This window comes from Kitasatospora sp. NPDC092948, from assembly GCF_044754805.1.
Lineage (GTDB): Bacteria > Actinomycetota > Actinomycetes > Streptomycetales > Streptomycetaceae > Kitasatospora.
Genome location: NZ_JBIVPU010000005.1, coordinates 220,071 through 244,554 on the forward strand (window position 1 = coordinate 220,071; position 24,484 = coordinate 244,554).

A 24,484-nucleotide genomic window follows, 5' to 3' on the forward strand; every position below is an offset into this window, starting at 1 on the left:
AGCCGTCCCGAAGCAGGCCGGCCACCAGCCCCGAGCCGCCAACCCGCTGACCCCACAGGCCCCTCACAGACCTCCGCCGACCCGCCCCACGGGCCGCCACCGGCCCCCACCCGCGGCACTCGCGGCACGCGCGGCAACCCCCAATACACCCAACACGCGCGACACACCCAACGCAAAAGACGCACGCGACACGCGGTCGCCAGCGGAGAACCGGAAACCCCCGCCCCAAAACCCAGCCCATCAGGTGAAGCCGTTACATGATTGTTGACACACAGTCAACTGCCCTCCGGCTGCCACCGATAGTGTCGTCGCGCGCAACCGTTCACCGAACGTCTGCGTCGTTGCGAGTATCCGGGCAAGCACGGATATTCACCCACGCCACAACCCGTCGGGTGGGCGCGTGCGGGCACTTCTTCGGTGATCAGTGCGATACTCGGACAGTTCCAACAAGTGGATGACGTGTCAAAACGACCGTTGTCCCCCGGGGGACGAGTACGGAACGAGACAGGGAGGCGCGGCTAATGGGAGCACTTCGCGACGAGCACCACAACGGGTGGCTGATGCCCTCCGGCAGCTACCCGGCCGCGGTGTACGAGGAATCGTGGGACGGCGAGGAGACGCTGCCGAGCGGGCAGATCGGGCCGTCCAAGATCGTCTCGCTCCGACCCACCGGGTTCGAGGCCGCGCGCACCGTCGGCGAGCACATCCGCGCCGCCACGCCGGTGGTCATGGACCTCACCGAGATGAACGACGCCGAGGCCAAGCGGATGGTCGACTTCGCCTCCGGTCTGATCTTCGGCACCCGCGGCGGCATCGAGCGGATCGCCCGCCGAGTGTTCCTGCTCACGCCGGCGGACGTCGAGGTGATGGTCATCGACCGCCCGCTCGACGAGTCCGGTTTCTACAACCAGAGCTGATCCACCCGGCGGCGGCCCACCAACCCCACCCGAGCCGCCCGACCCCGCCGACACAGCTCCACACCGCACCACCTCCGAAGACCCCGCGCCCCGCGCGGGGTCTTCGGCGTGCGTACGCCCTCACCCGCACCCCACCCCACAATCCCCGGACCCCCAAAACACCGAACCGCCAGACCGCCAGACCGCCAGAGCACCGGACCGCCACAGCACCGCACCACCGCACCACCGCACCACCGCACCACCGCACCACCGGACCACAACACCGCCCACCCCACCCCCACCTCACCCATGAGACCCAAACCTCCAAAGTGAGACACGAATGTCTCATCTGCGCTAAGCTGATCTCATGGCAACCGACCGCGACTCCGTCCTCGAGGCAGCCGTCGGCGTCCTCTCCCGACGCCCGACGGCCCATCTCGACGAGATCGCCCGCGCTGCCGGCATCAGCCGCGCCACCCTGCACCGGATTTTCCCGGGCCGGGAGGCCCTGATCCGTGAGGTGGGCGCCCTCGGTCTGCGTCGGTTCTCCGCCGCGCTGGACACCGCGCAGGTGGAGGAGGGCAACGCCGAGGCGGCACTGCGCCGGCTGGTGGACGCGGTGGTGCCGGATGCCGCGCTGTGCGCGTTCCTGGCCGGTGAGAACCAGCTGTACGACGATCCTGAGATCAATGACCTCTGGGAGCTCCAGGACGCCCGGGTCCGCGCGCTGTTCCTGCGCGGGCAGCAGGAGGGGGTGTTCAGGATCGAGCTCTCGGCCGGCTGGCTCAGCGAGGCGTTCTTCGACCTGGTGGCCGGCATCGGCTGGGCCGTCCAGGAAGGCCGGCTCGCCCCTCGCGAAAGCGCGTTCTCGCTCGCCGAGCTGTTCCTCGGCGGCGCTCTACGGAGACCTGATACCCCATGAGTTCCCCCCTCGCCCGGCCCGACGACAACCGGACCGACGACAACCGGACCGACGACAACCGAACCGACGACAACCGAACCGGCGACAACCGGACCGACCTGCTCGACCAGAAAGATCGAAAAGACCGGAAGGAGCAGCTCGCCCGCCCCACCCGCCGCTGGACCGGTCTCGCCGTCCTCGTGCTCGCCGTCACCCTGGTGGCGGTGGACGCGACGGTGCTGTCCCTCGCCATCCCGTCGATCACCGAGACTCTCGGCCCTTCCGGCACCCAGCTGCTCTGGATCGGCGACGCCTACTCCTTCGTGCTGGCGGGCCTGCTGGTGTCGATGGGCGCGCTCAGCGACCGGCTGGGGCGCAAGCGGGTACTGCTGGCGGGGTCGGTGGCGTTCGGCGCGGCTTCGCTGCTGGCGGCGTACGCCCCGGGGCCGGGTTGGCTGATCATGGCCCGGGCGCTGCTCGGCGTGGCGGGCGCGACGATCATGCCGTCCACACTGTCGTTGATCCGCGCGCTGTTCCCGGATGCCCGTGAGCGGGCGACCGCGATCGGTATCTGGGGTGCGGGCGCGACGGCGGGCGCGGCGTTGGGGCCGCTGGTGGGCGGGGTGCTGCTGGAGCACTTCTGGTGGGGGTCGGTGTTCCTGCTGAACCTGCCGGTGATGGTGCTGTTGCTGGTGTTCGGCGGCTGGTTGCTGCCGGAGTCCCGCGATCCGCGTCCGGGGCGCTGGGACATGGTGAGCGTGCTGCTGTCGATGGCGGGTGTGATCGGCGCGGTGTACGGCATCAAGGAGTTCGCCGCGCACGGTCTGGAATCCTGGGCCACTCCGGCGACGTTCGCGCTCGGCGCGGCGGCTCTCGCGCTGTTCGTGCGGCGTCAGCTCCGCCTGGCGACTCCGCTGTTGGACGTTCGGCTGTTCCGTGACCGGCGGTTCACGGCGGCGGTGGTGTCCTCACTGATCAGCCTGATCGGCCTTTCCGGTGTGATCTTCTTCATGTCGCAGTACCTCCAGCTGGTGCGCGGTTACTCGCCGCTCTCGGCGGGCGTCGCCGAACTCCCGGCCTTCGTCGGCTCGGTGGTCGGCGGCCTGCTGACGGCCCGGCTGGCGCGGCGCGCGGGTGCGCGCCGGGTGCTGACGGTCAGTCTGCTGGTGATGGGCCTTGGCATCGCGGTGCTGGGCGTGGTCCGGACCGACAGCGCGTACCTGCTGATCGGCTCGTCGTTCCTGGCACTGGGTACCGCCGAGGGCGTGGTGTACACCCTCTCCTCGGACCTGGTGCTGGGTGCAGCCCCGGCCGACAAGGCGGGTGCTGCGTCGGCGGTGTCGGAGACGGCGTACGAGCTGGGCGCGGCGCTCGGCATCGCGTTGGTCGGCTCGATCCTGACGGCCCTGTACGCGGGGTCGCTCACCGTCCCGCCGCACACGGACCCGGCGCTGGCCGAGCAGGCCGGCCAGTCCCTCGGCGGTGCGGTGCAGGCGGCCGCAGCCCTGCCGGGCGACCTCGCCGATCAGTTGCTGACCAGCGCGAACTCCGCCTTCGTCCATGGCATCAACGTCGCCGCGTGGGTCTCGGCCGCCCTGCTGCTGACCGCCGCCGCCCTCGCCCACCGTCTGCTCCGCGCCCGCCCCGAGAGCCCCACCGCCCCGGGTCCGGTCGCCGGCGAATCCTGACACCGCTCGGGGCCGCGCCCGCCCCGACAACCCCCACCACCCCGAGAACCCCACCACCCCGAGAACCCCACCACCTCGGGTCCGCCCTGCAACGGCTCCCCCGCGCCCGTCAGGGCTGCTCCCGCAGGTGCGCCACCAGCCGTTCGGTGTCCTGCGGGGTCCAGCCGTCGGGCGGGACGATCCGGGACCAGGCCTCGACCGGCATCAGTCCGTAGCGGTGCCCGTGCCCCTCGGGCACCGCCTCGGACGCCGCCAGGTCGCAGGTGACCTGCCAGAACGTCACCAGGGGGTACCAGCGCATGGTCGGTGAGACGTCATGGGCGCGCTGCCCGTTCAGCCACCCGGGCCGGCTCCAGATCAGCGCGGGCTGCCACCACACCACCGGGTCGCTGCCGTTCTGCAGGTAGACGGCGCGGGGCTGCGGCCAGGGCGCGTCGGGGATCGCGAAGTCGGAGGGCTGCTGGGCGAAGCGCACGGTCCGGCCGTCCTGGTAGACGGGCCGCCAGACGGGGCTGCCGGGGGCCCGCCCGTCGGTGACGGCCTTCCGCAGCGGGTTGTCGGGGGTGGGTCCGACCAGCAGCGCCCCGCCGGTCTCCGCGGCGAGCTGGTCGATGCCGCCGGGGAAAGCCTGTTCGACGGCGTACGAGCCGAGGCTCTCGCCGGCCACCAGCAGCCGGGGTCGGCTGTCGGCGGGCAGCTGCAGCCAGTGCGCGCGGACGGCGTCGTAGAGGGCCCGGCCGGCCTCGCCGGCCTTTCCCTCCGTCAGGAAGGAGATCCAGCTGGGCAGGTAGGAGTACTGGAAGGCGACTTCGGCGCTGTCGCCGTCGTAGAGGTACTCGGGCGGCTGGGCGATGCGTTCGTTGACCCAGCCGCTTCCGGTGGTGCCCATCACGACCAGCACTTTCCGCTGGAAGCCGCCGGCCCGGTCGAGTTCGGCGACCGCGCGCCGGGCCCGCTCCTGAAGGACGCGTTCAGGGTCGGTGAGGCCGACTCCCTCGCCGGAGCGGAGGCCGACGTACGCCCGGACGGGGTCCTTGGCGGGGCGTCCGGTGAACGCGGAGATCCGGGCGGCGGTGGGGGCACTGCCGACGAAGTCGCGGCCCTTGTTGCCGAGGCTGTCCCAGCTCTCGTACGAAGCGGGGCTGCCTGACAGGGTGGGGAGTTCCGGACGGACGATGCCTGGGCCGGTCGAACGGTCCGTCAGGGCGGCCGCGCGTTCGGCGGCGCCGAGCAGGGCGCTCAGCAGGACGCCCTCGACGAGGCCGACGATCAGCACGGTGGCGAGCGCGGTGGCCCCGGCGGCGGCCACCCAGCCGGGAACGGCCGGGTCGAGGATCCACCGCAGCGTCCGGGTGCCGAGCCGGACGGCCCGCGCGGCAAGCACCAGCAGCCCGCCGAGCAGCACGGCGACCGGCAGTACCAGCGCCCACTGCCACCAGCCGATCCGCGGGTCGAGTCCGACGGCCCGCCGCACGTCGCCCTGCCAGCGCACGCTCCACGCGGTGATCGCGACGACGGCGCCGCCGCCGACTCCGGCCAGCAGCCACCAGCCGACCTGCCGCACGGCCGGCGGGGGCCGCAGCCCGCACCGGCGGGCGACCAGGCCGAAGAACGCGCCGAGCCCGTAGCCGAAGAACGCGGTGATCGCCCCGGCGGCGGCCTGCAGGAGCCAGGGCCGGGGCAGCAGCGACGGCGTGAAGGACAGGCAGTAGAACAGCACCGCCCCGACCAGCGCACTCCAACTCGGCCAACGCCGCACGATCCGCTGCTCCCCCACTGCCCTCGCCCTCCGCTCCGCCCGCCGCCGTCCGAAACCCTCCGACCATCCGCCATACGTATCTCGCTGCCGCAGCACTCGATCTGACGGACCGTCGGACTCCCCTCGAATGGCGCAGCGCCGCTGGCCACGGGGGTTGCCGGGCTCCGACGATGGGGACGGAGAGCGGAGCGCTGGTTCCGCACGTCCTGGTGCGGGCCGACGGCTCGCCGGATCGACCGCGGCGCGCAGTGACCGGCGCGGTTCTGAGCGAAAGGGTGCAGCGCGATGCAAGACGCGGACCGGAACAGTTCCGACCGGCAACCGACGCCCACCGGGGCAGCGCCCCACACCGAAGCAGTGGCCCACCCCGGGGCAGCGCCCCACACCGACCCGGCGCCCCCGGCGACCCGGCAGCGCAAGCCCCGCGAGCCCCGCGGGCCGTTGCTGCGTCAGGGCCGGGTCGGCCCGCCCGCCCGGCAGGCCCGGCCGGCCCGGCCCGGGCAGCGGGTCCGTCGCGGGGCGCGGCTGGTGGTCGCGCTCGGCGCGGCGGTGTCCGGCATCGCGGTGATGGCGTCCTGCGGTGGCACGTCGGGCGAGAATCCGGTGCAGGCGGCCATGTCGACGTTCACGGTGGGCCCGGAGCGTTTCTCGGGCGAGCCGCCGTCCCCGCTGGGCTCGCTGCACTCCTCGGCGCTGGCGTCGGTCTCCTCGGCGTCGGCGTCGGCGTCGCGCCAGGCGGCGGAGTTCGAGGCGTCGGCCAACGCCCAGGCGGCGGCGAGCCGGGACAAGGCGACCCAGGTGCTGGCGACCGTCCCGGACGCGGGCAACGCGCTGGGCGATGTGACGCTGACCGGGATTCCGACGCAGGTCACCGGCAATCTGACGGCGGCGAAGGTGACGGTCACCAACAGCACCCTGGAGACCCGCTCGTATGCGATCCAGGTGGACTTCACCGACAGCTCGGGTCAGGCCGTGGACTCGTCGGTGGTGGGCGTGGAGAACCTGGCTCCGAATGCCACCGCCAACCCGGTGGCGTTCTCCACGAAGAGTTCGGACACCACGCTGATCCCGGTGGTGGTCAAGGCCCAGCGCTACTGAACACCAAAATGGACACCGAAATGGACACCGAACCGAACATCGAGCCGAAAAACAAAAAAGACTGAGTGCCCGTCAGCACACTGTGCCCGCCGTTCGACCGTGGTCGAGCAGCGGGCACAGTGTGCTGACGGGCACTCAGTTGACCGACCGGAGGATGACGTCGTCGTAGTCCCAGGCGGGGTCGTCGGCGTCCGGCCAGCTCGCGGTCTCCACTTCGGTCTCGGGCCCGGCCTCCACGGGGGCGTGCCGGGCGGCGAGTTCCTCGTCGAGCCGGTACTCCTCGCTGCGCTGCCGCTCGGTGCGGTAGTGGTCGGCGGAGTGCGGTTCGGCGGGGAACAGCTCGGACCGGGCGACTCCGGCGGGGCACAGGTCGTCGGGGGCGGGGTCGGTCTGCTCTGAGGTTCGTTCACGGTGCAGGGTCATGGGTCCATAGTGGTTCGACCGGCCCGGACGGGCCCGGTACCCGGCCGTAGTGCCCCCCGATCGGGTGTACGGGTGGTGCCGCCCTCCCGGCCACCCGGTCGGCGGGCGCGGGCAACCCTTGCGACCGAACCCGGCTGGCCGCGGGCGGGGCGCGACCATAGCTTCGAGGCGGCGGGCGCGCGCCAACGCCGTCCGCGACCGCGACCCCAGGAAATCGGCTCCCCCAGATGACTTCTCTCTTCGCTCCGACACGCCCGCGCACCCGTCTCGCCGCCGTTCTGCTGTCCGCCGGCGCCGTCGTGCCCACCCTGCTGGCCGCCGCGCCGGTGCCCCCGGTCCTCACCGGCATCTCGCGCCCCGCCTCCGTCTTCGCCGGGACGGCCGCCCAGCCGAACGTGCATCGCCTCGAACCCGGCTCGTCCGTGCAGGCCGCCGTCGACGCCGCCCGTCCGGGTGACGTGGTGGAGCTGGCCGCGGGCACCTTCCCTGGCAGTGTCACCCTCACCACCGACCGGGTGACACTGCGCGGGCAGGGCAACCGCTCCGTGCTGGTGCCCGACCCGGCGGACCACAGCACCTGCGCCGCGGCCGGCAACGGGCTGTGCGTGACGGGTTTGGCGGACGACCGCGGGGCGCCGGTGCGGCCGGTGTCGGGCGCGGTGGTGGAGTCGCTGGCGGTGGCGGGCTTCGCGAAGAACGGGGTCGCCGCCGCCGTCACCGACCAGCTGACCATCCATCAGGTGACGTCCCACGACAACGGCCTGCAGGGCATCAGCGTGGAGATGTCGACCCGCTCGGTGCTCACCGAGAACGAGGCCCGGGACAACGGGCAGGCCGGGATCTTCGTCGCCAACTGGTTCGATCGCAAGGGCGGTGCGCTGGAGACCCGCGGCACCCAGGTGGCGGCGAACCGGCTGACCGGCAACCGGATCGGCCTGCAGCTGCGCCGGGTGCGCGACCTGATGGCGACGGGCAACCTGGCGTCCGGCAACTGCGGCGGCATCTTCGTGGTCGGTGACGACGGGGTGCCGCGGGCCGGCTCGCTGACCGTCGGCAACAACGTGGTGCGGGCCAACAACCGTTACTGCGAGCCCAATCCGCGGCTGGACTCGGTCCAGGGGACGGGCATCCTGCTGACCGGCACCGAGGACGTCGTGGTCTCCGAGAACCTGATCTCCGACCACTCCGGCAGCTCGCCGATGTCGGGCGGCATCGTGCTGTACCCGAGCGTGGTGGGCGCGCCGAACGCCCGCGCCGTCGTCACCGGCAACATCCTGAGCGACAACCAGCCCACCGACCTCGTCGACCGCGACCAGGGCACCGGGAGCTCCTTCGTGACCAACTACTGCAACACCTCCCAGCCCGCCGGCCACTGCTGACCGGCCCTCCGAGCCCTCCAGCCCCACGAAAGGCCGCCGCGCCCATGACCTCCGCCCCGACCCGCCCCGTCCCGCCGTCCGCCGGTGAACCGCCCGACGACCCCACCACGGCCCCCGCGGCCGCCGTGCCGCCCGCGATGGTGCTGCGCGAGCTGGCCTTCGGCGCCGCCTGCGCGGGCGCGGTGCGCGCGGCCGCCAGCCTGGGGCTGGCCGACGCACTGGACGAACAGCCCGCCACCGCCGAGGAACTGGCGGCCGGACTGGGCGTCGCCGCCGGCCCGCTGGAACGCCTGCTGCGGGCCCTGGTCTGCTACGAGGTGTTCGCCGCGACGGACGACGGCCGCTTCCACCACACCCCGCTGTCGCGCCTGCTGCGCACCGACGAGCCCGGCAGCCTGCGCGACATCGCGCTGTGGTGCACCGAGCCGTGGACGTGGCAGTCCTGGTCCCGGCTGGACGACGCGGTGCGCACCGGGCGCAGCGTGTTCGCCGACGCGTTCGGCAAGGAGTTCTTCCAGTACCTGCACGACGACGCGCCGGAGTCGGCGGCCCTGTTCAACCGGGCGATGACGCAGTCCAGCCGCCAGTCCGCGCAGGACCTGGCCGACTTCCTGGATCTGACGGGCATCGCCACGGCCGCCGACATCGGCGGTGGCCAGGGCCAGGCGCTGGCTGCCCTGATGGAGCGTCACCCCGGGCTGCACGGCACGCTGCTGGACCTTCCGAAGGTGATCGAGCACGCCGATCCGCGGCTGCTGCCGGGCGGGCCGCTGGCCGGCCGGGCCCGACTGGTGGCGGGCGACTGCCGCGTGGCGATCCCGGTGCAGGCCGATCTGTACCTGGTGAAGAACATCCTGGAGTGGGACGACGACTCCACCCGCCGCACGCTGCGCAACCTGCGCCAGGTGGCCCGTCCGGGCGCCCGGGTGGTGATCGTGGAGAACCTGGTCGACGAGTCGCCGTCGATGCGTTTCACCACCGCGATGGACCTGTTGCTGCTGCTGAACGTCGGCGGCGCCAAGCACACGCTGGGCAGTCTGACCGCGCTGATCGAGGAGTCCGGCCTGCTGCTGAAGGCCGTCGCCCCGGTCAACGCGTACCTGCACGCCTTCTCCTGCACCGTCCCCTGACCGTCCCCGACCGGCCGAGAGCCGTCCGGACCGCAGTGGTCCGGACGGCTCTCGGCCGGTCGCGCAGGCTGTGGCACAGGCTGTGGCACAGGCTGTCGCCACGGACGGAACGGCTACCCGGCGGCCTCCGCGGCCTCGGCGGCCATCTCGGCGACCAGCCCGGTGGTGTGCCGGCCGTCCCGGAAGCGCCGGTCGGCGAGGGTGCGGCGAAGGTAGTCGGTGGTGGTGCGGACGCCCGGGCCGTCGATGCGGAACTCGGCGAGGGCCCGGTCGAGGCGGGTGACGGCCTGTTCCCGGTCGGGCGCCCAGGCGATGGTCTTGGCGAGCAGCGAGTCGTAGTCGGGGCCGACCGTCCAACCGGCGTAGGCGTGGGTGTCGACCCGGACGAACGGGCCGCCGGGCGGGACGAATTCGGTGAGCAGCCCGGGGGTGGGCAGGAAGCCGCGCTCGGGGTCCTCCGCGTTGACCCGGGCCTCGACGGCCGCGCCGCGCGGCCGGACGGCGTCCTGGCGGAACGTCAGGGGTTCGCCGGCGGCGATGGTGAGCTGTTCGCGGACCAGGTCGATGCCGGTGACCATCTCGGTGACGGGGTGTTCGACCTGGAGTCGGCAGTTGACCTCCATCAGGTGGAACGCCCCGTCGGGGGCGAGCACGAATTCGAAGGTGGCGGCGCCGACGTAGCCGACGGCGAGGGCGCCGCGGACGGCGGCGGCGCAGATCTCGCGGCGCAGCGGGTCGGGCAGGTTGGGTGCGGGGGATTCCTCGATGAGCTTCTGGTGCCGGCGCTGCACGGAGCAGTCGCGTTCGCCGAGGTGGACGGCGTTGCCGTGCCGGTCGCAGAGCACCTGGACCTCGATGTGCCGGGCGCCGTCGACGTAGCGTTCCAGGTAGAGCCGTTCGTCGCCGAAGACGGCGCGGGCGTGGGCCCGGGTCTCCTGGAACGCGGTGGGCAGGTCGGCGGCGTCGCGGACCACGGCCATGCCGCGTCCGCCGCCGCCGGCTACGGCCTTGAGGATGACGGGGTATCCGGTGCGGGCGGCGATCTCGCGGGCTTCGGTGGGGCTGCGGACGGCGCCGACGGAGCCGGGCAGCACGGGCAGTCCGGCTTCGGCCATCAGCCGCCGGGCCACCGACTTGTCGCCCAGTTGTTCGATGACCTGCGGGGGCGGGCCGATGAAGGTGAGCCCGTTGGCTTCGCAGATCTCGGCGAAGTCGGGGTCCTCGGAGAGGAATCCGTAGCCGGGGTGGACGGCCTGGGCGCCGGTGAGCCGGGCGGCTTCGACGATGGACGGGATGTGCAGGTAGCTGGCCCTGGCGGCGGCCGGTCCGAGGTGGACGGCCCGGTCGGCGAAGCGGACCACCGCCGAGTCGCGGTCGGCGGTGGAGTGCACGGCGACGGTGCGGATGCCCATCTCCCGGCAGGTGCGGGCGATCCGCAGCGCGATCTCGCCGCGGTTGGCGATCAGCACGGTGGTGAACATGCGGGCCCCCTATGCGGGTTCGACGGCGATCAGCCGCTGCTGGAACTCCACGGCGGCGCCGTCGGCGGCGAGGATCTCCACCACCCGGCCGGCGATGTCGGCCTCGACGGGGCTCATCATCTTCATCACTTCGAGGATGCCGATCGGCTGGCCGGGGATGACGGTGTCGCCGACCGCGACGAACGGCGGCGCGCCCGGTTCGGGCGCGTGGAAGAAGGTGCCGATCATCGGGGCGCACACGTGGTGGGTGCCGTCCGCGGGCTCGCTCTCCGGGGCGGGGTCCGGGGCCGCCCGGGGGTCCGTCACCGGTGCGCTGGCCTCGTCCCATTCGACCTCGACGGCGGTGCCGAGGTGTTCGAGCCGGATCCGGCGGGGCGGGCGGGTGCTGGTGCGGGCGAGTTCGGCGATGCTGCGGCACAGTTCGGCGAGGTCCGCGACCTGGTCGGGGCCGCCGGATCCGTCACCGGTGAGGGCGATCCGTCCGCGGGACGGCTGGTGTTTCACCTCGACGGTCATGGCTGGCTCCAATCTGCCGCTTCTGGGCCGAGGTCGGCGCCGAAGCGGTGGAAGCGGGCCCGGCGGGCGGCGCGCAGCCGGTCCGGGTCCCAGGGGATCAGTTCGCGCAGGGCTTCGGTGACGGCGGCCTCCAGCAGGTCGGCCGCGGCGGCGTGGTCCTGGTGGGCTCCTTCGGGCGGTTCGGGGACGATGCCGTCGACGACGCCGAGGCTGAGCAGGTCGCCGGGGTGCATCCGCAGCGAGGCGGCGGCGGTGGGTGCGGCCTGCGGGTCCTTCCACAGGATGGCGGCGCAGCCTTCGGGGCTGATCACCGAGTAGATGCCGTTGGCGCTGACCAGGACGCGGTCGGCGACGGCGAGCGCGAGGGCTCCGCCGCTGCCGCCCTCGCCGATCAGCACGGTGACGATGGGGACGGGCAGGCGGGCCATCAGCCGCAGGTTCTCGGCGATCGCGGCGGCCTGGCCGCCGATCTCGGCCTCGGGTCCGGGGTTGGCGCCGGGCGTGTCGACCAGGGTGACCACGGGCAGGCCGAGTTTCGCGGCCAGGCGCATCAGCCGGTTGGCCTTGCGGTAGCCGGCCGGCTGGGCCATCCCGAACCGGCGGCGGCGGCGTTCGCCGAGGTCGGGCCCGCCCTTGTCGTGGCCGATCAGGACGACGGGGGTGCCGGCCAGGCGTCCGGTGCCGGCGACGATGGCGGGGCAGTCCTCGGTGAGCCGGTCGCCGTGCAGTTCCTGGAAGTCGTCGACCAGGCGGCGGATGTAGTCGAGGGTGGTGGGCCGTTCGGGGTGCCGGGCGAGGCGGACGTTCTGCCAGGGGTCGCGGTCGGCGAGTTCGTCGGCGGCGCGCAGGATGGCGGCGCCGTCGCCGGGCGGCCGGGGCCCGGTGGGGGGCCGCAGGCCGAGCAGGCGGCCGAGGACGGGGCGCAGGCCGATCCGGGGCACCACGTCGTCGACCATGCCGTGGGCGAGCAGGAACTCGGCGGTCTGGAAGCCTTCGGGGAGTTTCTCGCCGGTGGTCTGTTCGATGACCCGGGGTCCGGCGAAGCCCATCCGGGCGCCCGGTTCGGCGAGGATGACGTCGGCGAGGGTCGCGAAGGAGGCGGCGACGCCGCCGTAGGTGGGGTCGGTGATCACCGAGACGGTGAGGATGCCGGCTTCGTCGAGTTCGGCCATCGCCTGCGCGGTCTTGGCCATCTGCATCAGCGACAGCACGCCTTCCTGCATGCGGGCGCCGCCGCTGGCGGTGACGAGGACGAGTGGGACGCGGCGGTCCAGCGCGGTGGTGGCGGCGTGCGTGATGAGGGCGCCGACGGCGCAGCCGAGGCTGCCGCCGAGGAAGCGGAAGTCCATCACGGCGGCGACGCAGGGCTGGCCCTCGATCTGTCCGGCGGCGCACAGCACGGCGTCGTGCAGGCCGGTGCGGTCGCGGGCCTCGTCGAGGCGGTCCTGGTAGGGGCGGCTGTCGACGAAGCCGAGCGGGTCGTGCAGGGCGGGCACCGGTCCGATGGTTTCGGCGGTGCCCGGGTCGAGGAGCTGGGCGAGCCGCTGCGGGGCGGTGAGCCGCCCGTGGTGCCCGCAGTCGGGGCACACCTGCAGGGTGCGTGCCCAGCGCCGGCCGTAGATCAGGCCGGCGCAGCCTGCGCAGCGCACCCAGTCCGCCGGTTCGCTCTGTTCGGCCACGGCGGCTCTCCTTCCCTGTGCAGTTTCGCTGTCCGGTGCGCCGGTTCAGCGTTCCCAGCGGTAGAACTCGTGCGCCATGGCGTCCTTGGGGCTGCGCCAGGTCGCCGGGTCGTAGGCGTCGACGTAGACGGCGAGCCGTTCGCTGACGTCGCGGAACTCGGGGTGGTCGGCGTACTTGGCGACCTCGGGTCCGGCGGGGCGGTCGGACTCGATCAGGTGCAGGTAGACGTCGCCGAACTGGAACAGGCTGCGTCCGCTGACGCCGATCAGGCCGGGCAGGGTGCCGCGGTCGGAGTCGGCGAAGACACCGGCGATGTGCTCGGCGGTGCCGGGCTTCATCCGGGCGACGATCAGGGCGCGGTGCACGGCGCTCACCCGGCCGCGCCGGCGCGGTGTTCGACCTTGGCGCGGATCAGTTCCATCTGGACCTTGGAGTTCTGGTTGATCATGTCGGTCATCCGGAGGTCGTCGACGGGGGCGGTGGGCTTCATCGCGAAGTCCTGGATCCAGCGCATCCGGGTGGCCTGCGCGAGGTCCTCGTACTCCCACCGGATCTCCATGAATTCGAACGGTCCGGGTTCGACCCGGCGGGCGCGGACGGCGAGCGCGTCGCGGTCGGTCTCCCGTTCGGAGACCCAGCTCCACACCTGGCCCTTCTCGTCGGGGTGCATGGTGAGCCGGAACCGCACCAGTTGGCCCTTCCGGTCGATGACTTCGACGGAGGCGTACTCGCTGAACAGCTGCGGCCACCCTTCCAGGTCGTTGGTCATGTCCCAGACCAGGTCGACGGGGGCGTTGATGAGGATGGTGTTGTCGGTGTGTCCGGGCATGTCAGGCACCAGCTTTCACAGTGGAGTTGACGGTCTGCAGGAACTCGGCGACGGGGCGGCCGAGCAGGTCGGTGGAGTCGATGGAGACGCCGTAGCGGTTCTCCAGGTCGGAGAGGACGCCGAGCACCCCCAGCGAGTCGACGCCGAGGTCGAGGAACATGCAGCCCGGGTCGGCGAGTTGGTCCACGGTGACCTGGACGCCGGCCCGGGCCTTGATCAGGGTGGCGAGTTCCTCGTAAGTGATCTCGGATGCCATCTGTTGCTCCTAGCGGTGGGTGGAGGTCAGGCCCGGCGCAGCACCAGGGCGGTGTTGGAGCCCATCTGGCCTCGGCTGAGCACCAGGGCGGTGCGCAGTTCGGCGGGTCGTGGGCGGCCTATGACCAGGTCGAGGCCGTACGGGCAGTCCTCGGTGTGCGGGGTGGGCGGGATCAGGCCCTGTTCGAGGGCGAGCACGGCGGCGGCCACGTCGAGCGCGGGGGCTCCGCAGTGGGCGCGGCCGAAGCCGGCCTTGGGGGCGGTGACGGGGACCCGTTCAGCGTGTTCGCCGAGCGCGTCGGCCAGGGCGAGGGCCTCGGCGCGGTCGGCCTCGGGGCTGCCGAGGGCGTCGGCGAAGACCACGTCGATCTCGTCGGGTGCGCAGTGCGACTCGGCGAGGGCGCCGCGGACGGCGTGGGCCAGGCCTTCGCGGCTGTCGGCCCAGCGGGCGGCGCCGGTGAAGGTGGCGGTGTGCCCGGCGATCCGGGCCCGGGTGCGGGCGCCGCGCCGGCGGGCGCTGTCGGCGTCCTCGACCACGAACATGGCGCCGCCCTCGGCCGGGACGAAGCCGGCCGCGTCTGAGCCGAACGGCCGGTAGGCGCGGTCGGGGTCGTCGGCGGTGGACAGTCCGGGGTAGCCGAGCTGGCAGACCATCGAGTACGGGGCGATGGGGGCTTCCGCGGCGCCGGCCAGCACCGCGTCGGTACCGCGTCCGACGGCGCGGGCGGCGTGGGCGAGGGCGTCCAGGCCGCCGGCCTCGTCGGAGGCGACCACGCCGCACGGGCCCTTGAAGCCGCCGCGGATGGAGATCTGGCCGGTGGAGGCGGCGTAGAACCAGGCGATCGACTGGTAGGGGCCGACCAGGCGGGGGCCTTCGGCCCACAGGTGCTGGAGTTCGCGCTGGCCGAACTCTCCGCCGCCGGAGCCGGCCGCGGTGACCACGGCCACCTGGAACGGGTCGGCCGGGTGGGGCGTCAGGTCGGCGTCGGCCATGGCGAGTTCGGCGGCGGCCATCGCGAAGTGCGTGAACCGGTCGGTCTGCACCAGGTAGCGCGGCTCGACGAACTCCTCGGCGTCGAAGCCGCGGACCAGGCCGGCGATCCGCAGCGGGAGGTTCTCGCAGCCCTCGCGGTCGATCCGGGCGAGCGCGGAGCGGCCCTGGCTGAGCGCCTTCCAGTAGTCGTCGGCGCCGATGCCCTGCGGGGAGACCACGCCGACGCCGGTGATCACCGCGCTGCGGGTGGGGCTCATGCCGCCTCCGCTCTGCTCAGCACCACCGCGGACTGGAAGCCGCCGAAGCCGCTGCCCACCGACAGCACGTGGCGCAGCGGCAGTTCGCGGGCGGTGCGGGGGACGTAGTCGAGGTCGCACTCGGGGTCGGGTTCGGTGTAGTTGGCGGTCGGCGGGACGACGCCGTGGTGCAGGGCGAGGGTGCAGGCGACCAGTTCGATGGCGCCGATCGCGCCGAGCGAGTGGCCGACCATCGACTTGATGGAGCTCATCGGGGTGCGCCGGGCGTGCGCGCCGAGGGAGCGTTTGACGGCGGCGGTCTCGTGCCGGTCGTTCTGCTTGGTGCCGGAGCCGTGCGCGTTGACGTAGTCGATCGCGTCGCCGGGCAGCCGCGCGTGGGCGAGGGCCCGGTCGATGGCTTCGGACATCTCCACGCCTTCCTTGGTCAGGCCGGTCATGTGGTAGGCGTTGCCGAAGGTGGCGAAGCCGCCGAGTTCGGCGTAGATCCGGGCGCCGCGCCGCTCGGCGTGCTCCCATTCCTCCAGCACGATGACGGCGCCGCCCTCGCCGAGCACGAAGCCGTCGCGGCTCGCGTCGAAGGGGCGGGAGGCGTGTTCGGGGTCGTCGTTGCGGGCCGAGGTGGCTTTGATGGCGTCGAAGCAGGCGACGGTGATCGGGGAGATCGGCGAGTCGCAGGCGCCGGCGACGATCACGTCGGCGCGGCCCTCCTCGATGGCGAGAGCGGCGTAGCCGACGGCGTCGAGGCCGGAGGTGCAGCCGGTGGAGACGGTCTGCACGGGGCCGTGCGCGCCGATCCGTTCGGCGACCGCGGAGGCCAGCGCGGCGGGGGTGAACGCCCGTTCCAGGTGCGGTTCGGCGGGCCGGTGGTCGACGTCCCAGTGCTCGCCGCGGTTGCTGACCAGCACGTAGTCGTGTTCCAGCCGGGTGGTGCCGCCGACCGCGGTGCCGAGCGAGACGCCGACCCGCCACGGGTCCTCGCGCCCGGGGTCGAGTCCGGCGTCGGCGATCGCCTCGTCGGCGGCGACCAGCGCGAACTGCACGTAGCGGTCGTTGCGGGCGATCTGGTCGGCGGTCAGACCGTGCGCGGCGGGGTCGAAGTCGCACTCGGCGGCGATCCGGGAGCGGAAGCCGTCGGGGTCGAACAGGGTGATGCCGCGGGTGGCGGTACGGCCGTCGGTGAGCAGCGCCCAGAACTGCGGGACGCCGATGCCGCCGGGTGCGACCACGCCGATCCCGGTCACCGCGACCCGGCGGTTCACGAGGCCGCCCCGGCCGGTTCCGGCGGCCCCGCTTCGGAGTCGCTCTGCTCCTCGGTGTCGACGTGGCCGAGGTCGGGGCGGGGCGCGAGCGGCCCGAGGTGGAAGACCATCCGGGCCTGCGCGGAGCCGACGTTGCGGAACCGGTGCCGCATCCCGATCGGGATCATCAGCCCGTGGTCGGGCCGCAGCGGCCGGGTCCGGCCGTCCAGGTCGACCTCGAGTTCGCCGGACATCACGAACACGAACTCCTCGGAGTACGGATGGTAGTGCTCGCCGATCCGCTCCCCCGGTTCGATGATCGCCACTCCCATGAATCCGCTGGTCGCACCGACCACCGGCGGGGTGAGCATGGCCCGCAGGTCGCCGCCGCGCTTGCGGTTCGGGGGCGCGTCGTCGATGTGGACGACTCGTGGCATCTCGGTGGTCATGGTGGGCTTCCTCTCCGGAGTGGGGACGTCGGCGGTCGGGGTGGTCAGGCGTCGGCCGAGCGGCGGTCGGTGACCGGGGTCATCGCGCACTCGGCGAGCAGGTGGCGCAGGCCGTCGGTGCTGGGCACGGGGTGCTCGGCGTCGACCTCGGCGAGCTTGGTGAGCACCGCGGCGGCGTGCGGGCCGGCCACGCCGAGGGCGGTGGCGGGGTCGTCCGCCGGGTCGGTGAGCAGGTCGACCAGCCGGACCACCAGGTCCTCGCGGCGGTGGACGGTGGCGCGTACCAGCGGCGAGCCGGGGTCGGCGGCGGCGTGCTCGTCCTCGCCGCCGAGCAGTTCGGCGAGCGCCGCGCCGCAGCCGGGGCGGACCGGGTACAGGTAGGCGTGCCGCTGCACCTGGCCGGGCTTGAGCGCGGCGTGGTGGCGGACGGCGGGCAGTCCGGCGCGCTGGAAGAAGTCGCGGGCGGCCAGCGGGTCGTCCAGGTCACGGTCCTCCTCCAGGTACGGGTTGATGGCCACTTCGACGGCCCGCACCTCGGGCTGCTGGGCGACGTGCCGCAGCGCGGCGACCAGGTCGCCGGCGACTTCGACGCAGCGCACGATCCGGTTGCCGTGCATGAACAGCGAGGTGCGCAGCAGCCGGGTGGTGTCGTCGACCCGGGCCTGCGGGGAGCGGTAGCCGCCCAGCAGTTCGGCGGCCTTGGCCTCGGTGCCGGGTTTGACGGTGAAGCTGAGCGCGTGCCGGACCACGCCGTCCGGGCCGGGGCGGGGCGCGGCGGGCACGCCCGGGTGGTGTTCGCCGGGGCGCAGCGGCGCGGCGGGGCTGTCGATGGTGCGGGTGCCGTGGGTCTCGCGCAGCACGGTGTAGCGCAGCGAGCGGGTGTCGCGGACGCACCCGTGCAGCGGTCTGACCATGTCGCGGTGGGCCGGGCTGTCGACCCAGGCGAGGAACGGCTCGGCGCTCTCCCATTCGCTGGTGATCAGCCAGCGCGACGGGTCGTCGATGGACTGGCAGAGCTGGTCGCTGACGTGCCCGGGGACGGCGGAGACCTGGTGGCGCAGCAGCTCGTACACGTCCAGGAAGTGGTCCTGGGCGCCGTCGTGGACGTCGAGCATCAGCACGACGCGAAGCCGGCCCGCAGCGGGCCGGCCGGTGGCGGTCTCCTCGGACTGGGAGAGCAGGGTCATGGCGGCGGAATCCTGTCGTCGGTTCGCTCGGGGGCCCTCGGTCGGCCGTCGGTGCCGTTCGGCTCGGCGGGCGGGGCTGGTTCGCACTCGATCGTCGACGGGGGCCGGGGCGGGCGCGAGAGTTCACGGCCATCCGGGCGAAGCACCCTGCGTGACCGTCGGCAGCGGGGGATGGTTGCTGGGTCTGGCGTATCCAGCGCCCCGCACGGATGGAACAGAGCTGATGAACACACAGATGGCGGACCGGGTTCCGGTCCTGGTCTCGGGCGGTTCCCTGGTGGGGCTGTCGCTGTCCCTCTTCCTCGGCCGGCTCGGCGTCCCGCACCTGCTGGTGGAGCGGCACGCGGAGACCTCCCGGCATCCGCGCGGGCGCGGCAACAACCTGCGGACCATGGAGCTGTTCCGCACCGCCGGGGTGGAGGACGACATCCGGGCGGCGGCGTCGGTGCTGGCCGACAACCACGGCATCCTGCAGGCCGAGACGCTGTCCGGCGGTGAGCAGGAGTGGCTGTTCCGGGAGATCGACCCCGGCGGGGCGCTGGCCCGGTTCAGCCCGTCCTCGTGGTGCCTGTGCAGCCAGAACGACCTGGAGCCGGTGTTGCAGCGGCACGCGGCCGAGCGCGGCGACGTCCGGTTCAACACCGAGCTGGTCTCCTTCGAGCAGGACGCCGACGGGGTGACGGCGCGGCTGCTGGACCGGGCCACCGGCACGGAGCGCGAGGTGCGGGCCGACTATCTGATCGCCGCGGACGGGCCGCGCAGCCCGGTCCGGGAGCGGCTGGGCATCGGGCAGTCCGGGCGCGGCGACCTGTTCCACAACATCAGCGTCACCTTCCGGGCCAAGCGGCTGGCCGAGGTGGTCGGCGACCGGCGGTTCATCGCCTGCTACCTGACCGACCCGGCGGGGGCGGGCGCGCTGCTGCCCGTCGACAACCGCGAGCAGTGGGTGTTCCACCTGCCCTGGCACCCCGAGCGCGGCGAGAGCGTCGAGGACTTCACCGACGTCCGCTGCATCGCGCACATCCGGGCCGCCGCCGGGGTGCCCGACCTGGACGTGGAGATCACCGGCCGGGCCCCGTGGCACGCCGCCGAACGGGTCGCCGACCGGTACGGCGCCGGGCGGGTCTTCCTGGTCGGGGACGCCGCGCACGAGATGCCGCCGACCGGCGCGTTCGGCTCCAACACCGGCATCCAGGACGCCCACAACCTGGCCTGGAAGCTCGCCGCCGTGCTGGCCTGCTGGGGCGGGCCTCGGCTGCTGGACTCCTACGAGAGCGAGCGCCGCCCGGTCGCCGTGCAGACCGCGGCCCGGGCGGCGGCCCGCTCCGTCGAGCACCAGCACCCCGGCTTCGACGCGGCGCCCACCGGCGGGCCGCGCACCAACGTGCTGGCGGTGGCGCTCGGCTACCGCTACCCGGAGGGCGCGCTGGTCGGCGCGGACGCCACGGCGGGCGTCGTCCCCGAGCGCTTCTCCGCGACCGGCGAGCCCGGCACCCGCGCCCCGCACGTCTGGCTGCGCGACGCCGCCGGGACGCGGCTGTCCACCCTCGACCTGTTCGCCGCCGGACCGGTCCTGCTCGCCCCGGCCGAGGGCGGCGGCGGGTGGCCGGCCGCCGCCCGGCAGGTGGCCGAGCGGACGGGGGTGCCGCTGCGCTGCCTGCTGATCGGCGACGGCGGCGACCTGCTGCCCGAGCCGCCCGCCGACCCGCCGTCGGGCGCCCGCCCCACCGGGCCGGTCTCCCCCACCACCTGGCCCGACGCGTACGGGTTGCACCCGGGCGGCGCGACGCTCGTCCGCCCGGACGGCTTCGTCGCCTGGCGCGCCACCGGTGCCGTCGGCGACATGGTTGCGGCCTTGCGCGTCGGGGTCCACGGCATGGCGGGGCTGGCCTGAAGCGGGAGAGCACGCACGAAACCACGGGCGCGTGAACCCGCGCGACAAGCGCACGTCACCTCCGCAAGGTCGCGATCCCGTGCAAGTCGTTGTCCTGCGTCGCGATCTTGCGCCGGGGCGTCTTCCGCTTCGCGCAGTTCCCCGCGCCCCCGGCTTGCCGTCCCCCGGTATGTGACCGGGATCACCTCGCGGTGAGAACCCGGGCGCAGACCCCCGCGTCTGGCAGGTGTGAGAGCACGCAGGAGAGCACTGGACGAGCTGGACGAGGAACGTCTGCTCCGTCTGGTCGCCAAGGGCGACCGCGGGGCGTTCGACGAGCTGTACCGGCGCACCGCGCCGTGGCTGGCGGTGCGGCTGCGCCGCCGGTGCGCGGACGAGCAGATCGTCGCCGAGGTGATGCAGGAGACCTTCCTCGCGGTGTGGCGCGCGGCCGGCGCGTTCGCCGGGAGCGTGGCGGGCGGCAGCGCCGTCGGCTGGCTGTGGACCATCGCGGCCCGCCGCCTGGTCGACGCCTTCCGCCGCCGCGCGCACCACGCCGAGCCGCCGGCCGCCGCGGCCCACCTGGCCGCCGCCCCGGCCGCCGAGGACGAGGCGCTGGCCGCCGCGGTCGGCGGCGACGTGGGGGACGCGCTGCGGCGCCTGGCGCCCGAGTTGCGCGCGGTGCTGCAGGCCACCGTGCTGGACGGGCTGTCCGTCCGGGAGACCGCCGTGCTGCTCGGACTGCCCGAGGGCACGGTCAAGACCCGTGCCCGCCGGGCCCGGATCGCGATGCGCAAGGAGCTGGCATGAGCACGGACCACGCGTCGGCCGGGCTGATCGACGAGTACGCGCGGGGCGGGGCCGCGCTGCCCACGGACACCGTCTGGGCCCTGGAGGCGCACCTGGAGGGCTGCGCACGCTGCCGGGGCCTGCTGGCGGCGTCCGTACCCGCCGCGGCACCCGGTATCACTGCGCTCGTCGACGACGTCCACGCCGCGCTGCGACCGCAGTTGGACGCGGCCCGCCCACTGCCGCTGCGCCGCCGCCGGGCCCTTCGGCGGCCGGCCTGGGCCGCCCCGGCCGTGGCGCCCTGGCTGCTGACCGCCGTCGGCGTGGTGCTGCTGGCGCTGCTGATGGACTCCGGCGGGTCGCCGGACCCGCTCCGCCGGGTGTCGCCGCTGCTGCTGGTCGCGCCCGTGCTGCCGCTGTGCGCGGCGGCCGCGGCCTGGGTGCCGGGCCTCGACCCGGCGCACGAGCTGACCGCCGCGACCCCGCGTTCCGGCCTCCCGCTGCTGCTGCGGCGCACCGCCGCCGCGCTGGCCGCGGTGGTGCCGGTGCTGCTGGCGGCGGGCGCGCTGACCGGGGCGATGACGGTCGCGCAGTGGCTGCTGCCCTCGCTCGCGTTCACCACGACCGCGCTCGCGCTCGGCAGCGTCGTCGGCGTCGGCCGGGCCGCCGCCGCGCTGGTCGCCGTCTGGGCGGCCGTCGTCGCGGCCCCCGTCTGGGCCACCGGCCGCCTGCCGTTCGTGCTGCGGCCCGAGCAACTGCCGGGCTGGGCGCTGCTGTTCGTCCTCGGCGCGGCCACCGTGCTGGCCCGCCGCCGCGCCTACTCGGCGCCCCGAAGCTGACCCACCCCCCTTTCGGAAGGAACCACCTCCATGCCACGCGCCGTCAGCGCGTCCTCCGTCGCGCCCAAGACCCACGCCTGGGAGATCCGGGCCGAGGGCCTGCTCGTCCGCGCCGGACGGAAGAAGATGGCCGTCAACGGCCTCGATCTCGCCCTGGGCACCGGTGCCCACGGCCTGCTCGGCCCGAACGGGGCCGGCAAGACCACGCTGATCCGGGCGCTGGCCACCGTGCTGCGCCCGGCCGGCGGCGAACTGGAACTGCTCGGCGTTCCCGCCGGCCGCGCCGACCTGCGGGCGCTGCGCCGCCGGATCGGCTACCTGCCGCAGGACTTCGGCTACTACCGGCGGTTCACCGTCCGCGAGTTCGTCGAGTACATGGCCTGGCTGAAGGAGGTGCCGAAGGCCGAGATCCCCGGCGCCGTCCAGCGGGCGGTGGAGCGGGTCGGCCTCGCGGACCGCGCCGACCACCGGATGAAGACGCTGTCCGGCGGCATGGTGCGGCGGGCCGGCATCGCCCAGGCCATCGTCAACGACCCCGACCTGCTGCTGCTGGACGAGCCGACCGCCGGTCTGGACCCGGCGCAGCGGCTGCGCTTTCGCGAACTGCTCCAGGAACTCGGCCGGGAGGCCTGCGTGGTGGTCTCCACCCACCTGGTCGAGGACGTCGCCGCCGCCTGCTCCGACGTGGTGCTGTTCGCGGACGGCCGGCTGGTCTTCCAGGGCGCCCCGGACGAGCTGGCCGCCGCGGGCGGCCCCGAACACCCGGGCGACAGCCCGCTGGAGCGCGGCTACTCGGCGCTGCTCCGCCGCTCCGAGCAGCCCGGGGGCGTCTGGTGAACGCACGTGTCCTGCGGACCGAGCTGCGACGCTCGGCCGCACCGTGGGCCGGGCTGCTGGTGCTCGGCGGCTCGCTCGCCGTCCTGTTCGCGATCGACGGCATCTGGTGGCGCGGCACGGCCGGCTGGACGGCGCAGTGGACCTCGTTGGCGATGTGGACGCGCTGGCTGCTGGGCTTCTGGTGGCCGCTGGTGATCGGTGTCGGCGCGCTGTACGGCCTGCGCGACGCCCGGTCGGGAACGGCCGAGCTGTTCGGCACCGTGCCGAAGCCGGCCTGGCGACGGGCCGCGCTGCCCGCCGGGGCGGCGGCGGGGACGCTGACGGCGGGCTTCGGCCTGGTGGTGGCGGCGGGCGCGGTGCAGGTGGCGGCCGGCGGCACCGCCTACTGGACGCCCGGCTGGCTGCCGATCTCGCTGGTCGCGGCGCTCGCCCTGGCGGCGGGCGCGGTGTTCGGCATGGGCGTGGCCCGCGCCGTGCCCTCGGTGCTGACCCCGCCCGCGCTGGTGGTGCTCTGCCTGCTGACCGCGGACATGCTGCTGCGGAGCTCCGGCGACGGCGCGGTGCCGCGCGGAACGGCACCGAACCGGCTCGTCCTGCTCTCCGTGGTGACCGTCGATCCGCGGGAGGCGCTGCTGACCCTGGCCGGGCGGGTCCATCTGGGCCAGGCGCTGTGGTTCCTGGGCCTGGCCGCGACCGGGTTCGCCCTGCTGGTCGCCGCCACCCGGCGGGCCCGGCTGCTGGCCGTCGTCCCCGTGCTGGCGGGCGCGGCCCTGGCGCTGGCGGTCCTGCCCGGCGACCCGCTGCGCACCTACGTGACGGATTCGGCGGCGGCGCGGCCGGTGTGCGACGGGCCGGTGTGCGTGACCGCGCTGAACCGCGCCCGGCTGCCGGAGCTCTCGGCGCGCAGCGCGGAGGCGCTGCGGGTCCTGGACGGCGTGCTGGGCGAGCGGGCGCCGCGGGCGGTCACCGAGGACAGCGCGCTGCGCGCCCTCGGCGACCTCCGGCAGGTGTCCGCCGGGGCGGTCCTGGTGGACTTCGACGAGCGGGAGTTCGCCGGGGCGAGCGGACAGGACCTCACCCGGGCCCTGGTCGCGCAGGGCCTGGTGCCGACCTGCCGCGCGCGCACCGACCGGGAGGGCGGCCTGGTCGAGGACGCCGCCGTGCAGAGCATCGCCGCGAGTTGGGCGCTCGGCGACAGCGCCCTGGTGCCGGTGGAGACTCCCTCGTCCAACGGGTACGACCGGCAGGTCTGGGAGGAGGCCCGGGCCGTGTGGCCCGTGTTCGCCGCGCTCCCCCCGGCCGAGCAGCGGGCCCGGATCACGGCCGTGCACGAGGCCGCCCTGTCCTGCTCGACGAAGCGGCAGCTGCCCGTCCTGGCCGGATCGGAGACACGGTGAACCTGCTTGCTCTGTACGCCCGTTCGCGCCAGGTTCCGCTGTCGGCGGCGGTGGTCGCCGGGGTCACGGTGACGCTGTGGGCGCTGCTGCGCGGCACTCCGGCGGGCTCGGAGAACCTGGGGCTGGCCGCCCTCGTGCTCACCGGCCACGTGGTGGCCGCCGTCGTCGGTCTCGGCGGGCAGGACGCGATGCTCGACCGCACCGCCGCGATCCGCTGGGCGCCGCGGCGCGCCGCGCACGTCCTGCTGATCGGTGCGGCCGCCGGCACCGCCCTGCTGGCCGTCCAGGGAGTCGGGCCGCAGCTCGCCGCCGCCCCGGTGGTGATCCGCGACAGTGCGGGCCTGGCCGGGCTGGCCGCGCTCGGCACCGCCTGCTGGGGCACCACGTACGCGTGGGCGCTGCCCACCGGCTGGCTCGCCCTCACGATGCTGGTCCCACCGCCGGCCGGCCGCCCGGGCCAGGTGACCGCCTGGCTCGTCCAGCCCGCCGGCACCGCGGCGGCCACCGCGACGGCGACGCTCCTGCTGCTGGCCGGCACCGCGCTGTACGCCGTCCGCGGACCGCGCAGGTAGCCGGCCCGCGAAACACG

General features: G+C 74.1%; 24 protein-coding genes. 12 read left to right on the forward strand and 12 right to left on the reverse strand.

Annotated elements, in window-relative coordinates:
* Positions 1-521 precede the first annotated feature (521 nt).
* From ACIQF6_RS17995 to ACIQF6_RS18005, 3 genes are all read left to right on the forward strand, one after another.
* Positions 522-917, forward strand: a complete 396-nt coding sequence (locus ACIQF6_RS17995; RefSeq protein ID WP_400895870.1) for a cell division protein SepF — start codon at positions 522-524, stop codon at positions 915-917.
* A 346-nt stretch (positions 918-1,263) separates the two neighbouring features.
* The gene (locus tag ACIQF6_RS18000; protein WP_400895873.1) at positions 1,264-1,818 is read left to right on the forward strand and encodes a TetR/AcrR family transcriptional regulator; all 555 of its coding nucleotides are present in this window, start codon (positions 1,264-1,266) and stop codon (positions 1,816-1,818) included.
* A complete protein-coding gene (locus ACIQF6_RS18005; RefSeq protein ID WP_400895876.1) occupies positions 1,815-3,485 on the forward strand; it encodes an MFS transporter in 1,671 nt (556 codons plus the stop codon). The genes ACIQF6_RS18000 and ACIQF6_RS18005 overlap by 4 nt, the downstream gene beginning before the upstream one ends.
* Before the next feature lie 109 nt (positions 3,486-3,594).
* Here the strand turns inward: ACIQF6_RS18005 and ACIQF6_RS18010 are convergent, their stop codons facing one another.
* Entirely contained in the window at positions 3,595-5,244 is a 1,650-nt protein-coding gene (locus tag ACIQF6_RS18010) for an alpha/beta hydrolase (RefSeq protein WP_400895879.1), read from the reverse strand.
* A gap of 357 nt (positions 5,245-5,601) precedes the next feature.
* On the opposite strand from ACIQF6_RS18010, the gene ACIQF6_RS18015 reads away from it, so the two are divergent.
* Positions 5,602-6,342 carry a hypothetical protein gene (locus tag ACIQF6_RS18015; RefSeq protein ID WP_400895882.1) on the forward strand — a complete coding sequence of 247 codons (741 nt, stop codon included), beginning with the start codon at positions 5,602-5,604 and terminating at the stop codon, positions 6,340-6,342.
* Between the two features lie 135 nt (positions 6,343-6,477).
* Here the strand turns inward: ACIQF6_RS18015 and ACIQF6_RS18020 are convergent, their stop codons facing one another.
* On the reverse strand, positions 6,478-6,765 hold the full coding sequence (locus ACIQF6_RS18020; protein ID WP_400895885.1) for a hypothetical protein: 288 nt from the start codon (positions 6,763-6,765) through the stop codon (positions 6,478-6,480).
* 227 nt (positions 6,766-6,992) lie between these two features.
* Here ACIQF6_RS18020 and ACIQF6_RS18025 point away from each other — a divergent pair, with 227 nt between their 5' ends.
* Together ACIQF6_RS18025 and ACIQF6_RS18030 are read left to right on the forward strand one after the other, a co-directional pair.
* Positions 6,993-8,144 carry a nitrous oxide reductase family maturation protein NosD gene (locus tag ACIQF6_RS18025; RefSeq protein WP_400895888.1) on the forward strand — a complete coding sequence of 384 codons (1,152 nt, stop codon included), beginning with the start codon at positions 6,993-6,995 and terminating at the stop codon, positions 8,142-8,144.
* A gap of 44 nt (positions 8,145-8,188) precedes the next feature.
* The gene (locus ACIQF6_RS18030; protein ID WP_400895891.1) at positions 8,189-9,274 is read left to right on the forward strand and encodes a methyltransferase; all 1,086 of its coding nucleotides are present in this window, start codon (positions 8,189-8,191) and stop codon (positions 9,272-9,274) included.
* Between the two features lie 113 nt (positions 9,275-9,387).
* Here the strand turns inward: ACIQF6_RS18030 and ACIQF6_RS18035 are convergent, their stop codons facing one another.
* The 10 genes from ACIQF6_RS18035 to ACIQF6_RS18080 are packed head-to-tail and all read right to left on the reverse strand — an operon-like array spanning position 9,388 to position 18,160.
* Positions 9,388-10,755, reverse strand: a complete 1,368-nt coding sequence (locus ACIQF6_RS18035; RefSeq protein WP_400895894.1) for an acetyl/propionyl/methylcrotonyl-CoA carboxylase subunit alpha — start codon at positions 10,753-10,755, stop codon at positions 9,388-9,390.
* 9 nt (positions 10,756-10,764) lie between these two features.
* Positions 10,765-11,271, reverse strand: coding sequence for an acetyl-CoA carboxylase biotin carboxyl carrier protein (locus tag ACIQF6_RS18040; protein WP_400895896.1), 507 nt, complete (start codon positions 11,269-11,271; stop codon positions 10,765-10,767).
* Positions 11,268-12,950, reverse strand: coding sequence for an acetyl-CoA carboxylase, carboxyltransferase subunit beta (accD, locus tag ACIQF6_RS18045; RefSeq protein WP_400895899.1), 1,683 nt, complete (start codon positions 12,948-12,950; stop codon positions 11,268-11,270). Before accD ends, ACIQF6_RS18040 begins: the two co-directional genes overlap by 4 nt.
* A gap of 45 nt (positions 12,951-12,995) precedes the next feature.
* Positions 12,996-13,316, reverse strand: coding sequence for a TcmI family type II polyketide cyclase (locus tag ACIQF6_RS18050; protein WP_400896405.1), 321 nt, complete (start codon positions 13,314-13,316; stop codon positions 12,996-12,998).
* A 5-nt stretch (positions 13,317-13,321) separates the two neighbouring features.
* A complete protein-coding gene (locus ACIQF6_RS18055; RefSeq protein WP_400895902.1) occupies positions 13,322-13,780 on the reverse strand; it encodes an SRPBCC family protein in 459 nt (152 codons plus the stop codon).
* A 1-nt stretch (position 13,781) separates the two neighbouring features.
* Complete coding sequence (locus tag ACIQF6_RS18060; RefSeq protein WP_400895905.1) at positions 13,782-14,036, reverse strand: acyl carrier protein; 255 nt, start codon at positions 14,034-14,036, stop codon at positions 13,782-13,784.
* Positions 14,037-14,062: 26 nt separating this feature from the next.
* Positions 14,063-15,286 carry a beta-ketoacyl synthase N-terminal-like domain-containing protein gene (locus tag ACIQF6_RS18065; RefSeq protein ID WP_400895907.1) on the reverse strand — a complete coding sequence of 408 codons (1,224 nt, stop codon included), beginning with the start codon at positions 15,284-15,286 and terminating at the stop codon, positions 14,063-14,065.
* Positions 15,283-16,545, reverse strand: coding sequence for a beta-ketoacyl-[acyl-carrier-protein] synthase family protein (locus tag ACIQF6_RS18070; RefSeq protein WP_400895910.1), 1,263 nt, complete (start codon positions 16,543-16,545; stop codon positions 15,283-15,285). Before ACIQF6_RS18070 ends, ACIQF6_RS18065 begins: the two co-directional genes overlap by 4 nt.
* Positions 16,542-16,973, reverse strand: coding sequence for a cupin domain-containing protein (locus ACIQF6_RS18075; protein ID WP_400895913.1), 432 nt, complete (start codon positions 16,971-16,973; stop codon positions 16,542-16,544). Before ACIQF6_RS18075 ends, ACIQF6_RS18070 begins: the two co-directional genes overlap by 4 nt.
* Before the next feature lie 44 nt (positions 16,974-17,017).
* Positions 17,018-18,160, reverse strand: a complete 1,143-nt coding sequence (locus ACIQF6_RS18080) for a SchA/CurD-like domain-containing protein (RefSeq protein WP_400895916.1) — start codon at positions 18,158-18,160, stop codon at positions 17,018-17,020.
* 223 nt (positions 18,161-18,383) lie between these two features.
* Between ACIQF6_RS18080 and ACIQF6_RS18085 the strand changes: the two genes are divergently transcribed.
* From ACIQF6_RS18085 to ACIQF6_RS18110, 6 genes are all read left to right on the forward strand, one after another.
* Positions 18,384-20,054, forward strand: coding sequence for an FAD-dependent oxidoreductase (locus tag ACIQF6_RS18085; RefSeq protein ID WP_400895919.1), 1,671 nt, complete (start codon positions 18,384-18,386; stop codon positions 20,052-20,054).
* Positions 20,055-20,282: 228 nt separating this feature from the next.
* The gene (locus tag ACIQF6_RS18090) at positions 20,283-20,843 is read left to right on the forward strand and encodes an RNA polymerase sigma factor (protein WP_400895922.1); all 561 of its coding nucleotides are present in this window, start codon (positions 20,283-20,285) and stop codon (positions 20,841-20,843) included.
* Positions 20,840-21,661: a zf-HC2 domain-containing protein gene (locus tag ACIQF6_RS18095; RefSeq protein ID WP_400895924.1), complete on the forward strand. Its 822-nt coding sequence runs from the start codon at positions 20,840-20,842 to the stop codon at positions 21,659-21,661. The genes ACIQF6_RS18090 and ACIQF6_RS18095 overlap by 4 nt, the downstream gene beginning before the upstream one ends.
* A 30-nt stretch (positions 21,662-21,691) precedes the next feature.
* Positions 21,692-22,498 carry an ABC transporter ATP-binding protein gene (locus ACIQF6_RS18100; protein ID WP_400895927.1) on the forward strand — a complete coding sequence of 269 codons (807 nt, stop codon included), beginning with the start codon at positions 21,692-21,694 and terminating at the stop codon, positions 22,496-22,498.
* Positions 22,495-23,895: a hypothetical protein gene (locus ACIQF6_RS18105; RefSeq protein ID WP_400895929.1), complete on the forward strand. Its 1,401-nt coding sequence runs from the start codon at positions 22,495-22,497 to the stop codon at positions 23,893-23,895. Before ACIQF6_RS18100 ends, ACIQF6_RS18105 begins: the two co-directional genes overlap by 4 nt.
* Positions 23,892-24,467: a hypothetical protein gene (locus tag ACIQF6_RS18110; RefSeq protein WP_400895932.1), complete on the forward strand. Its 576-nt coding sequence runs from the start codon at positions 23,892-23,894 to the stop codon at positions 24,465-24,467. The genes ACIQF6_RS18105 and ACIQF6_RS18110 overlap by 4 nt, the downstream gene beginning before the upstream one ends.
* The last annotated feature ends 17 nt before the right edge of the window (positions 24,468-24,484 follow it).